General features: G+C 64.2%; 9 protein-coding genes and 1 pseudogene. 5 read left to right on the forward strand and 5 right to left on the reverse strand.

Annotated features, from left to right (window positions below; all coding sequences use genetic code 11):
- Positions 1–95: 95 nt before the first annotated feature.
- Positions 96–314, forward strand: a pseudogene (locus FQ746_RS35265) (hypothetical protein); the annotation flags it as partial.
- A 134-nt stretch (positions 315–448) separates the two neighbouring features.
- Here the strand turns inward: FQ746_RS35265 and FQ746_RS21250 are convergent.
- Genes FQ746_RS21250 through hemC form a run of 3 tightly spaced genes read right to left on the reverse strand, consistent with a single transcriptional unit; the run spans position 449 to position 4,640 of the window.
- Complete coding sequence (locus tag FQ746_RS21250; protein WP_144111626.1) at positions 449–1,639, reverse strand: heme biosynthesis protein HemY; 1,191 nt, start codon at positions 1,637–1,639, stop codon at positions 449–451.
- A 2-nt stretch (positions 1,640–1,641) separates the two neighbouring features.
- Complete coding sequence (gene hemDX / locus FQ746_RS21255; protein WP_144111627.1) at positions 1,642–3,648, reverse strand: fused uroporphyrinogen-III synthase HemD/membrane protein HemX; 2,007 nt, start codon at positions 3,646–3,648, stop codon at positions 1,642–1,644.
- Positions 3,648–4,640, reverse strand: a complete 993-nt coding sequence (gene hemC / locus FQ746_RS21260) for a hydroxymethylbilane synthase (RefSeq protein ID WP_144111628.1) — start codon at positions 4,638–4,640, stop codon at positions 3,648–3,650. The genes hemDX and hemC overlap by 1 nt, the downstream gene beginning before the upstream one ends.
- A 289-nt stretch (positions 4,641–4,929) precedes the next feature.
- Here hemC and ppc point away from each other — a divergent pair, with 289 nt between their 5' ends.
- Positions 4,930–8,091 (forward strand): phosphoenolpyruvate carboxylase, encoded by a 3,162-nt coding sequence (gene ppc, locus FQ746_RS21265; protein ID WP_144111629.1) that lies wholly within the window; start codon positions 4,930–4,932, stop codon positions 8,089–8,091.
- A gap of 43 nt (positions 8,092–8,134) precedes the next feature.
- Here ppc and FQ746_RS21270 read toward each other — a convergent pair whose 3' ends face one another.
- Entirely contained in the window at positions 8,135–8,488 is a 354-nt protein-coding gene (locus FQ746_RS21270) for a hypothetical protein (protein ID WP_144111630.1), read from the reverse strand.
- Between the two features lie 123 nt (positions 8,489–8,611).
- Positions 8,612–9,364, reverse strand: a complete 753-nt coding sequence (locus FQ746_RS21275; protein ID WP_144111631.1) for a class I SAM-dependent methyltransferase — start codon at positions 9,362–9,364, stop codon at positions 8,612–8,614.
- A gap of 213 nt (positions 9,365–9,577) precedes the next feature.
- Here FQ746_RS21275 and FQ746_RS21280 point away from each other — a divergent pair, with 213 nt between their 5' ends.
- From FQ746_RS21280 to FQ746_RS21290, 3 genes are all read left to right on the forward strand, one after another.
- The gene (locus tag FQ746_RS21280; RefSeq protein WP_144111663.1) at positions 9,578–10,390 is read left to right on the forward strand and encodes a helix-turn-helix transcriptional regulator; all 813 of its coding nucleotides are present in this window, start codon (positions 9,578–9,580) and stop codon (positions 10,388–10,390) included.
- A 172-nt stretch (positions 10,391–10,562) separates the two neighbouring features.
- Positions 10,563–11,969, forward strand: a complete 1,407-nt coding sequence (gene argH / locus FQ746_RS21285) for an argininosuccinate lyase (RefSeq protein WP_144111632.1) — start codon at positions 10,563–10,565, stop codon at positions 11,967–11,969.
- A gap of 350 nt (positions 11,970–12,319) precedes the next feature.
- Positions 12,320–12,823, forward strand: coding sequence for an energy transducer TonB (locus FQ746_RS21290; RefSeq protein WP_144111633.1), 504 nt, complete (start codon positions 12,320–12,322; stop codon positions 12,821–12,823).
- Positions 12,824–12,972: the final 149 nt, after the last annotated feature.

A 12,972-nucleotide genomic window follows, 5' to 3' on the forward strand; every position in this document is an offset into this window, starting at 1 on the left:
TTGCGCGTGCGCTTCGTTGACAGGTCCAACCCAAGGCCCAGTTGCGTCATCAGCATTCCCCTTAACTATCCCTCTTCCAGGATAGTTCACACTTACGTCAACGCCAGGACTTTTGCAGACCTTCCCTAGCTGACACAGCAGAGCAATACCAGGAATCGCTCGAATGCGACCGCGAGTTATTGCAGGTAATCGCACTCGACGCAAAGGGCATTCCGCAAACCCGCATCACCGCGCGGCACGCAACCGAGCTATTAGCCGAAGCATCCAAGAGAGCAACAACTCCCGCGCAGGAAGCCCCAGCATCACCCCACTAACTCACCAATCCACCCAACAACCGCACCCGTGCAAAAGACAATAAAAAAAATGGCCGCAGCACCCGCCGCGGCCATCCATCACAGAAAACAGAACACGAAAAACAAAAATCAAAAAAGCAAAAAACAAAAAACCCTCAAACCACATTCATAGCCAGCGCACTTTCCCGATAATGCTGACTAGCCTTTTCCGCATCCCCCAACTGCTCATGCAATCTAGCCAGTGCCCGATGCGACCGAATCTTCAAAGTCTCGTTATCAGCAAGCTTCAGCGCCCGCTCGAGGAAAGACTGCGCCTTCCCCCACAACTGCTGATGCAAACACAGCCGGCCTAAGGCAAACATCAAATCCGCATCTTCCGGTCGATCCTTCTGCCAGGCCTCGGCCTTCTGAATCAACGGCAACGCGTCGCCTGCAGCCGTATCCGGATACCGCCTCAACAGCCGCGCATCCCAATTCTGAGCCAGCGCATCCTCGACGATCTTGCGCGCGTCCTGCGGCCGGCTCAGTCCCACCAGCAACTCCGCGGCGAGATCGGCGAGACGCGGCGAGTGCCGCTCGGTCGGCGTCAGCGAATGCCACAGCGCCAGCAACGCATCGGCGTTATGCCTACGATCGCGCAACAGATTCTCTGCCGCCAGTTGACGCAACCGCACCGCCACGGCCGGATGAATCGCCTCACGCTTCTCCAGCGTCTTAACGAGCTTGAGCACTTCGCCCCAGTTCTTCAACTGCTGCTGCGCGCGCAACGTGATCTGCTGCGCGTGAATCCGCCGCGCGCCCTGCGACTGCATCTCGGTCAAAGCAGCGAGCGCGCCATCCGCATCGCGACCGTCCGCGCGCATATCGGCGGTCGCCATCAAACGCGCATCCTGCCAGTCCGGTTCGGTAATCTGCGCAAGCCACTCATCGCGCCGCGCATACTCGTGCATCCGGTGCGCCGCCGCAGCCGCAATCAACCCGGCCGCGCCCTTGTTATCACCATTCGCAAGCGAATCCTTCGCCGCCTTCTCCGCACGCGAAAAACGCCCCGCATACAGATTGCCGATCGCATCCCGCAACGCCGCATGGGCCTTCGCGACCCGCGAGCGCGCGCGATACGCGGACACCCGCTGCGGCATGCGCCAGATATTGCGGGCGATGCGCAACAACGCATACAGCAGGATGAACAGCACCACCAATCCAACCACGAACAGATTCAACGAAATATCGACGCGGTACGGCGGATACACCAGCAGCACCTGCCCCATGTCGAAGCGCCCGACCACCGCCAGCACCACCGCGACAGCGAACAGCAACGCGAGCCATAGAAGTCCCCGGATCGCCATGATTAGCCTCGATTCCGGTATTGATTGACGGCCTGCAGGCTCGTACTCAGATTCGGCAACTCGACCGCGGCCGAGCCCTCATCCACCTGCTTGACCAGATCGATCTCCGTCTGCGTCAGCTTGGACGCATTGTCGAAGTAGCGGCCCAACGCCGTTTGCGCGGCCTGCAGATCGGACTTCAGCGTGGTCTGGTTGCGCGACAGCAGCGCGAGCCGCGCGGACAACAACCGCAGCTTCACGTTCTCGCGCACGAAGTAGCCCTGATCCGGCGCGACGAGCATGGCATCCGCGTGATCGACACGGCGCACCTGCACGAGGCTCGTCAACTGCTGGCCGATACCGCTCGTGACTTCACGCCACCACACTTGCCAGCGCGGCTCGCCGGTGGCGGCGGCCACCTTGGCCGTGTCGGCCCATGTCGCGGCCTTCGGCGTGGCATGCGCGATCGGCGCTTCGCCGGCGAGCGGCAGCGTGTCGACGTGATCGATCGCGTTGTCGAGCTTGATGGCCAGACCCGTCAGATCGGTGGAAGGCGCGGCCTTCAGCTTGTCGATGTCCTGCGCGATGGCTTTGCGCACGGCCACGGCCTGCGGGCTGTCCGATGCGGCGAGGCGCGTATCCGCGCTTTGCAGCGCGAACAGCGCAAGCTGGGTGTTGCCGGTGAGTTGCAATTGCTGGCTGGCCGCCGACAGCATCTGCCCGACTTCGGCCATGGTCCAGTCGTCGCGATTGCGCGCGAGATCGGCGTACTGCTGTTGCAGCGCCTGTTGCGCGGCCTGCGAATCGGCGAGCTTGCCTTCGAGTTGCGCGACCTGCGAGTCGGACTGATGCACCGTCGCCATCGCCTGGTCGGTCTTGATGCGCAGTTCGTTGGTTTGCGTATCGTTGGCTTGCTGGCGCTGCGTGAGTTGCTGCTCGGTCTGCGTCAGCTTGCGATTGAGGGCGAAGCCGCCGCCGCCCACCACGACGGCGATCACCACGACGACCAACCACAGCAGCGGTCCGCTCGCGCTGCGGCGCTTTTGCGCTTCGTAGGGCGTGAAGGGTTGATTACGCGGTTGATTCGGCGGCGAAGCGGAGCTTGCGGCCGGCTGTGGCGAGGCGTTCGTGGATGAATTCGTTTCAGTCATGCGTGATTGAGCCGGGTTGGACGGTACCGGTGGAACAACGGGAGGCACGGCGGCAAGGAGAGCGCGGGCTATGCGCTCGTCGCCCGCGCCGGACACCGTCATCCTATCAAAACCCAATGCCCGCGCGGTCTGCGCGATTCGGGGATGCGGCGTGACGAGTGTGGCGCGCTTGAGTTCGACAAGTTCGTCGCCAGTGAGATGCTCGAGGGCAAGCTCGTGCAGATTGCGCACGCCTTCGGAACTGGTCAGCAACCAGGCATGCGGCTCGCCCGCGAGCAGCGCATGGACGCGCGCCCAGCCGCCGATCGACGGCTCCGGCACGAGACGCCGGTACGCCGCAACCGTGTCGACTTCGGCGCCGGCTTCGCGCAGACGCTCGGCCAGCCACTCGCGCCCGCCGTCGCCGCGCACGATCAGCACGCGCTTGCCGCTCAGGCTCGCCGCACCGAGCGTCGCGTCGATGGCGGCGAACAGGCCTTCGGAGTCGAAGCTCGCGGAGTCGTCGTCGATGCCGGCGCGCGGGCTGATCACCGTGTGCGCCGGCGACGTCACGCCGTGGCGCGCGAGCGCCTGCACGCTGCCCGGCCCGACCACGCCGACCGGCAGCGCATGCGGCCAGATGGCGTCGCTCCGGTTGAACGCGTGATCGACGGCGTTCGGCGAGACGAACACCACCAGCGCATAACGTTCCAGCGAAGCCAGAGCGGCGCGCAACGGCGCTTCGTCGATGACGGGCGCTATATCGATCAGCGGAAATTCAAGGGTGGCGATGCCGGCCGCGGCCAGTTGCGCGATGAGCTGGTTCGATTGACCGACCGGTCGTGTAATGACGACCGTGAACGCGGCATTGCCTGGAGTATTTGAAGTCGTCGCCGCCATCACTCGCCGGTCGCCGCGTCGTTGGCGGGGCCGCTCGCCGTGCTGAGCGCGCGCACGATCTCCATCGCGCCTTGCTGTTCGAGTTCGCGAGCCACTTGCTGGCCCAGCGCAAGCGCGTGTTCGACCGTAGGCGCCGGTGAGGATGCCTGCGCGCTCAACACGCGCTGACCGTCGGGCGTCGCGACGATGCCGCGCAGATGCAGCGCGCCGTCATGCCACGTCGCATAGGCCGCGAGCGGCACTTCGCAACTGCCGCCGAGCGAGCGCGACACCATGCGCTCCGCTTCGACCGCAGCCGCCGTGTGCTCGTGATGCAGCGGCGCGAGCCATGCCGCCAGGTCTGGACGATCGGCGCGAATCTCGATGCCGAGCGCGCCCTGGCCAGCAGCCGGCAGGCTGTCTTCGGGATCGAGCAGCGCGCGGATCCGCTCGCCGAGACCCAGACGTTTGAGGCCCGCCGCCGCGAGAATGATCGCCGCATAATCGCCGCGATCGAGTTTGCCCAGACGCGTATCCAGATTGCCGCGCAACGGCCGCACGACGAGATGCGGATAGCGCATGCGGATCATGGCTTCGCGGCGCAGGCTCGAGGTGCCGACCACCGCACCGGCGGGCAGTGCGGCCAGCGAATCGTATTGCGACGACACCAGTGCATCGCGCGGATCTTCACGTTCCATGATGGTGGACAGCGCAAAGCCGGCGGGCAATTCCATCGGCACGTCCTTGAGCGAGTGCACCGCAAGATCGGCGCGGCCGTCGGCCAGGGCGGCTTCCAGTTCCTTGACGAACAGGCCCTTGCCGCCGACCTTCGACAAAGTGCGATCGAGAATTTGATCGCCACGTGTCGTCATTCCAAGGATTTTTACGTCACAAGATGGATATAATTTGTGCAGCGCACCTTGCACATGCTCGGCTTGCCACATGGCAAGGCGGCTTTCTCGCGACGCAATCACAAGCGTGTGGGGTGGCGTCGAAAACGTCTCGTGGTTCATTAGCTTGCTGATCGAATGACGGGAATGTAATAGCAATCAATGTTAGCACGCGCCCCTTCGTGCACCCCCTGTCGCAAGGCATGGCGGGCGCCGCGCCGGGCGCGATGCCGATGGAGGAGACAGGCTTTGTCACGCACGCGGGCGTCGGTCGCGACGGCAGGCGGCCATTCTCTCCAGCGTAGCGCCATCGGTGTAGTCCGCATCTGCAGTTCACGTTTGTCATTCACGTGTAGTCCCGCAGTCGCAGTTCATTACTCTACTGACCCTGGCTTCCCTGAGGAAACCCATCGTGACGTCTTCCGGACCGGCGCGCCCTGCCCGCCGCAACACTGCTTCGCTCAACGCTTCGAAGGCCGAAGCCGCCTCCACACCCGCCAGTGCTACCCAGCCGGCCATCGTCGAACAGCCCACGAAATCCGTGAAGGCCGCCAAAGCATCGAAAGCCGCGAAAGCCGATAAGGCCACGAAGGCCGCGGTATCCGCGAAAGAACCCAAGGCGCCGAAGGGCGGCAAGAAGAACAAGGCGCAAGCCACCAACGGCGCACGGCCGCCGAAATCGGCCAGGGGCGAAGCCGGAAGCCCGAAGCTCAAATCCGCCTCGAAGCAGCAGGATGCCGCCGTTACGCCGCCGAGCGGCAACCGCACGCGCGAAGACAAGGATCATCCGCTGTTTCAGGACATCCGCTATCTGGGACGCCTGCTCGGCGACGTGCTGCGCGAACAGGAAGGCGACGCGGTGTTCGAGATCGTCGAAACGATCCGCCAGAACGCCGTGCGCTTTCGCCGCGAAGACGACAGCGCCGCCGCCCAGACGCTCGACAAGAAGCTGCGTTCGCTGAGCCCCGAGCAAACGGTGAGCGTGGTGCGCGCATTCAGCTACTTCTCGCATCTCGCGAATATCGCGGAAGACCGCCACCGTAACCGTCGTCACCGTATTCATGCATTGGCGGGCTCGACGTCGCAACCGGGCACCATTGCGCACGCGCTCGAACGGCTCGTCGAAGCGGGCGCCGCCGCTACGCCGGCGCTGCAGCAGTTCTTCAACAACGCGCTGATCGTGCCGGTGCTGACCGCGCATCCCACCGAAGTGCAGCGCAAGAGCATTCTCGACGCGCAGCACGACGTCGCGCGTCTGCTCGCCGAACGCGACCAGCAATTGACCGACCGCGAACGCGCGCACAACGAGGCGATGCTGCGCGCCCGCGTCACGTCGCTGTGGCAAACGCGCATGTTGCGCGACTCGCGTCTGTCGGTCGCCGATGAAATCGAAAATGCACTGTCGTACTACCGCACCACGTTCCTCGAAGAAATCCCCGCGCTGTATGCCGATATCGAAGAAGCGCTCAGCGAACACGGCCTCGCCGCGCGTCTGCCGGCGTTCTTCCAGATGGGCAGCTGGATCGGCGGGGACCGCGACGGTAATCCGAACGTGTCGGCCGAGACACTCGAACACGCAATCACGCGTCAGGCGGCGGTGATCTTCGAGCACTATATGGAGCAGGTGCACAAGCTGGGCGCCGAACTGTCGGTGTCGAACCTGCTGGCCGGCGCCAACGACGCGCTCAAGGCGCTCGCCGACGCGTCGCCCGACCAGTCGCCGCATCGCACCGACGAGCCGTACCGCCGCGCGCTGATCGGCATGTACACGCGCCTCGCGGCGAGCGCCCGCGTGCGGCTCGGCGAAGGCAGCGTGCCGTTGCGCAGCGCCGGCCGCGGCGCCGCGCCCATTCGCGCAATTCCGTACGACGACGCCGCCGACTTCGTGCGCGACCTGCACGTGCTGATCGACTCGCTCGCCGAACACCATGGCGCGCCGCTCGCCGCACCGAGGCTGTCGCCGCTCGCGCGCGCCGCCGAAGTGTTCGGCTTCCATCTGGCGAGCATCGACCTGCGCCAGAGTTCGGACATTCACGAAGCGGTGATCGCCGAACTGTTCGCACGCGCCGGCGTCGAGTCCGATTACGCGGCGCTCTCCGAAGCCGACAAACTCACGTTGCTGCAGGCCGAACTGGCGCAGCCACGTCCGCTGCGTCTGCCTTACGTGGAATATTCCGATCTCGTAAAAAGCGAACTCGGCGTGCTCGAACAGGCCCGCGTGACGCGCGAGAAATTCGGTGCGCGCGCGGTGCGCAACTACATCATTTCGCACACGGAAACCGTAAGCGATCTGGTCGAAGTCATGTTGCTGCAGAAGGAAACCGGTCTGCTGCACGGCCGTCTGGGCGACGCCAACGACCCGGCGCAAGCCGGCCTGATGGTGATTCCGCTGTTCGAGACGATTCCCGACTTGCGCAACGCGCCGGTCATCATGCGCGATCTGATGGCGCTGCCCGGCGTGGACAGCCTGATCGAACATCAGGGCAACGAGCAGGAAGTCATGCTCGGCTATTCGGACAGCAATAAGGACGGCGGTTTTCTTACGTCGAACTGGGAGTTGTATCGCGCCGAACTCGCGCTGGTGTCGCTGTTCAACGAGCGCGGCATCACGCTGCGGCTGTTCCATGGACGCGGCGGCACGGTCGGCCGCGGCGGCGGCCCGACCTATCAGGCGATTCTGTCGCAGCCGCCTGGCACCGTCGACGGGCAGATCCGTCTGACCGAGCAGGGCGAAGTGATCGCCAGCAAGTTCGGCAATCCGGACATCGGCCGCCGCAATCTGGAGACGGTGGTCGCCGCCACGCTCGAAGCGTCGTTGCTGCCGCAAGGCACGGCGCCCGCGCAATTGCCCGTGTTCGAGACGACCATGCAGGAACTGTCCGATGCGGCGATGGCGTCGTATCGCGCGCTGGTCTACGAAACGCCGGGCTTCAAGGAGTATTTCTTCGAGTCGACGCCGATCTCGGAGATCGCCGAACTGAACATCGGCAGCCGGCCTGCGTCGCGCAAGCTGCAGGACCCGAAACAACGCAAGATCGAAGACCTGCGCGCGATTCCGTGGGGTTTCTCGTGGGGCCAATGCCGGCTGCTGCTGACCGGCTGGTACGGATTCGGCAGCGCGGTCGCCGCGCATCTGGACAGTGCACCGAGCGATGCCGAGCGTCAGCGCCGTCTCGGCCTGCTCAAGAAAATGCACAAGACCTGGCCGTTCTTCTCGACGCTGCTGTCCAACATGGACATGGTGCTGGCGAAGACCGACCTCGCCGTCGCCTCACGCTACGCGCAACTGGTGTCCGACAAGAAGCTGCGCAAGCACGTGTTCGAGCGGATCGTCGGCGAATGGGAGCGCACGTCGAAGGTGCTGTCGGAGATTACCGGCAAGGCGGACCGGCTCGCGGAGAATCCGCTGCTCGCCCGCTCGATCAAGAATCGCTTTCCGTATCTCGATCCGCTGAATCACCTGCAGGTCGAACTGCTCAAGCGGCACCGTGCCGGCGATACCAATGCGCGCGTGCGCCGTGGGATTCATTTGAGCATCAACGGGATTGCGGCGGGGTTGCGCAATACGGGCTAAGTCGCCGCGTTTAGCCGCCTGAGGAAACGAAGCCGAACGCCGGTCAATCCACCGCGTTCGGCTTCGGCATTTCCGGCTTCGGCATGTTGAATTTGAGCGGCGGATCGCGGCGCGCTTCGAGCTGTTTGTCGCGCTCGTCGCTTTCGGTCTGCATGCGCGCGTTGTAGTCGCGTCGCGCCTCGCGCGACATATTGACGGTCGAGCCGAGCGCCGTGCCCGTGTCCATGCGCTGCGTAGCGAACGGCAAGGTCATCGGATCGGATGAAATGGCGCGCGGCAAGGTCGTGTTGCGCTGCCTGTAAAAGTCGCGGTCGGTTTGCGCCGATACGCTGCACGGTACGCTCGAAGCCGTGACCGCGGCTGCCGTCGTGACCAGTACAAAAACGAGATTGCGCATGAGGGGTCTGCGGAATGACTTAGCGATCCGCAGCGTATCACGCGTCGATGCACCGTATTTTTTGGGATGCCTGGGGTGTGGCATCAGGTCGCGCGCTCGCGCGACCTGTGCATCTGACTGCGGCTAGCTGGCCTCGACCATCAACGCGTCGAGCTTGAAAGAACCGTCCTGTTGCACGTCGAAGTATTGACGCACTTCATCGGGCGAGCCGGCCCACAGCGAACGGATTGCGTCGACCCGTACCGCCGGTGTGCGCATGCGCGCCACCCAGGACGCGAACTCGATATCGATGCGCCAGCGCTCGCGAATCGACGCCTGGAAACCCGCGGCTTCGAAGAGCGTCAGCCATTCGTCGGCGCGGTAATCGCGGATGTGCGAGCCGTCGCGCAGAATCTCGATTGCCTGAATATGCGTGTCGAGCAACGGATGATCGATACCGGCGATATCGATGAACAACACTTTGCCGCCCGGTTTGAGCACGCGCCGCACTTCGGCCAGCGCGAGCGGCACGTCGTGCCAGTGATGCGCGCTCATCCGGCTGATCACCCAGTCGAACGAAGCGTCGTCGAACGGCAGCGTTTCGGCGGCGCCCTGCTGCGTGCGGATATTCGCGAGACCGCGCTCCCTTGCTGCGCCGTCGACCGTCGCCAGCATCGGCGCCGCGATGTCGTACGCGACCACTTCCCGCGCATGCGGCGCCACCGCAAAACTGGCGTGCCCAGCGCCGCAGCCCATGTCCAGCACCCGGGCATCCGGCGTCGTGGCGATCGACTCCGCCAGCGTACGCAGATCGGCGCCGCTCGCGTGGGTCGGACTCGTCAGATAAGCCGCGGCGGTCGAGCCGAAGGCGTCGGCGACCTGATCGTGATGCTTCATGGGGACTCCGTTGGATAGTTGTGAGTTCGGATCGGGGTAAATTCGCGCGGACCGGCGCACACGGATGGCTCCAAGGCCGCGCCGAAAGGGCGTTACGCCGTTTCAGCCGCTACAATAGAGCCCGCCGGGTACCAGTACAAGTTAAGCAATTATTCTGGTATGAATAGCACCCCGCTCCCACGCCACCTTTTCCGCACGCCCCATCCGTCCAGCATGACCACGCCGTCCACCGCCGATCTTCCGCCGCCGCTAGATGCCACGCCCGCCCGCGCGCTCGGCGACTTCATCCGGGCGCATCGCGAGCGGCTGTCGCCGCAGGCGGTCGGCCTGCCGCCCGGCCCGCGCCGCCGCACGCCGGGTTTGCGGCGCGAAGAAGTCGCGCAACTGTGCGGCGTCAGCCCGACCTGGTACACGTGGATCGAGCAGGGCCGGCCGGTGTCGGCGTCGGCCGACGCGTTGGCGCGGATTGCCGTGGCGCTGCAATTGTCGCGTGCCGAGCGCGCGTATCTGTTCGAACTGGCTGCGCAGCGCGATCCGGCCGAGCCCGATCCCAGCGCCGCGGACGCGCCCGCCACCCTGCTCGAAACCGTGCAGCTCGTGGATGCCCCCGCTTACGTGCTCGATCGTCAATGGAATGCGCTGGCCTGGAATAGCCGCGCGGCCGAACTGTTCGTCGGCTGGCTGGACGGCACGCACGACCGCAATCTGCTGCGCTTTACGTTCACCGAGCCGGCCGCGCGCGAACTGATTTTCGACTGGGAAACGCGCGCCCGACGCCTCGCCGCCGAATTCCGCGCCGACTCGATCCGTCATCTGAACGATGCGCCCACCCGCGCGCTGATCGACTCGCTCAGCGCCGCCAGCGACGCGTTCGCGCGCTTCTGGGCTTCGCAGGACGTCGGCGAGCGCGAAGGCGGACGACGCGAATTCCTGCATCCGCGTGACGGGCGGCTGGTTTTCGATCAGATCACGTTCAAGCCCGCGCATCGTGAGGATCTGAAACTGGTGGTGCTCGTGCGGCAATGAACGCCGGGCGGCCTGCATGCTCGCGTGCTGGGGTCCTGACGTGCTGGCCGCCGGTGTTAAAATCCCGGTCTTTCCTTGTTTCGGCGCGGCGCGCCGCCTCGTGGTTGTCACGCGATGGCTTCGACGCCTACTCACGCCGGTCGCCTCTTCACCGCTCACACTGCCCAACACCATGACGTCCCAACTGCACAAAAAAGGCGAAGCCTGGTCGGCTCGTTTCTCGGAGCCGATGTCGGAGCTCGTCAAACGCTACACGTCGTCGGTTTTCTTCGACAAGCGTCTGGCGCTCGTCGATATCGAAGGGTCGCTTGCGCACGCCGCCATGCTGGCCGCGCAAAAGATCATCGCCGCCGACGACCTCGCCGCCATCGAACGCGGTATGGCGCAGATCAAGGGTGAAATCGAGCGTGGCGAGTTCGAGTGGCAACTCGATCTGGAAGACGTCCACCTGAATATCGAAGCGCGTTTGACCGCGCTGATCGGCGACGCCGGCAAGCGCCTGCACACCGGCCGCTCGCGCAACGACCAGGTCGCCACCGATATCCGTCTGTGGCTGCGTGGCGAGATCGACCGGATCGGCGGACTGCTGACCGAGCTGCGCACCGCGCTGCTCGACATGGCGGAGAAGAACGCGTCGACCATCATGCCGGGCTTCACGCATTTGCAGGTCGCGCAGCCGGTGACCTTCGGTCATCATCTGCTGGCTTACGTCGAGATGTTTTCGCGCGACGCCGAGCGCATGATCGATTGCCGCAAGCGCGTGAACCGGCTGCCGCTCGGCGCGGCTGCGCTGGCCGGCACCAGCTATCCGATCGACCGTCATGCCGTGGCGAAGACGCTCGGCTTCGACGGGATTTGCGCGAACTCGCTGGATGCCGTGTCCGACCGCGACTTTGCAATCGAATTCACGGCGGCGTCGGCATTGATCATGACGCACGTGTCGCGCTTCTCCGAAGAACTCGTGTTGTGGATGAGCCCGCGGGTCGGCTTTATCGATCTGGCCGACCGCTTCTGCACAGGTTCGTCGATCATGCCGCAGAAGAAGAACCCGGACGTCCCCGAACTCGCGCGCGGCAAGACGGGCCGTGTGAACGGTCATCTGATCGCGCTGCTGACGTTGATGAAAGGCCAGCCGCTCGCGTACAACAAGGACAATCAGGAAGACAAGGAACCGCTGTTCGACACCGTCGACACGGTGGCCGACACGCTGCGGATTTTCGCGGAAATGGTGGCGGGTATTTCGGTGAAGCCGCAAGCGATGCGCGACGCTGCGCTGCAAGGTTTTTCGACGGCAACCGATCTGGCCGACTATCTCGTCAAGCGCGGCTTGCCGTTCCGCGATGCGCATGAAGCGGTGGCGTTGGCGGTGCGTGTTTGCGCGGACCGCGGTTGCGATCTCGCCGATCTGTCGCTCGAGGAAATGCGCAAGGAATTGCCGAATGTCGCGCAGTTGATCGGCGAGGATGTGTTCTCGTATCTGACGCTGGAAGGGTCGGTGGCGAGCCGCAATCATCCGGGTGGCACGGCACCGGAACAGGTGCTGGCGGCGGTGAAGGCGGCGCGGGACGGGTTGCGGTGAGGTGATGGGATGCTGCGCGGGTGGGGTTGTGTCAGGACCTCGTCCCGACGTGGCAGTTGAGAAAAAGCGGACGCTGTTCAGGCGTTCGCTTTTTTTGTGGGGAGGGGGGTGGTCTATACACGTCCCCACCCGGAATAAAAAAAAGCCCGCACGAAGCGGGCTGAATGAAAGACTTCCACCGATGCCTCCCGAAAGAGGCCATCCCAGTGTAGGCAGGTTTGCGCAGAAGACAATTGCGCTCATATTTCCAAGTCTTACACGCACGCATGCGCGGGTGAACGCGCATTGCATCGCGGTGCTTTTTCGCTACCATTGAGAACACTCTGTCTTCGTGCTGAACGGTAGCGACCATGCTTATCCGCACGCGTCATCGGGTTCGTCTCACACGACATCGCGTTGCTTACGTATTGGCAGCAGCGCTCGCTATCAGCCTTGCAGGCTGCACCTTCACTCCGCCACCGCACTCGACCACGAGTACTCCAGCGGCTGCCATCAACAGCGCGACGCTCGATCAATACCGCGAAGCCGTCGCCCGCCGCATCATCGAACGCAATCCGTCCTACGTGTTGCGCGGAACGCCGCAAGCGATGCTGCGTTCGCTGGTCGTCGTGACCTTCACAGTCGATCACAGCGGGCGTGTGCTGCAGTCGGCGGTCTATCGCACCAACGGCGACGACGAAGCCGAAAGCACCGCGCTCGCCACGTTGCGACGTGCCGCGCCGCTGCCGCAACCACCCGGCAAACTGCTGAACGGCCGCGGCCAGCTCGAACTTTTCGAAGACTGGCTGTTCAATGACGACGGCAAATTTCAGTTGCGCGAATTCGCGTCGCCGCAAGCGCAGACCATCGACTGACTCGCGTAATCGCGTAATCGCGTAATCGCGTAATCGCGTAATCGCGTAATCGCGTAATCGCGTAATCGCGTGGTCGCGTAGTCGCGTAAGCGAGCCGTAATCAGATCGCCTGCGCCAGCAAAGAACCTCCGAGCGCCATCAGCAACGCC

Origin of the sequence: Paraburkholderia sp. BCC1886, from assembly GCF_900996245.1 — a bacterium.
Taxonomy (GTDB): Bacteria; Pseudomonadota; Gammaproteobacteria; order Burkholderiales; family Burkholderiaceae; genus Paraburkholderia.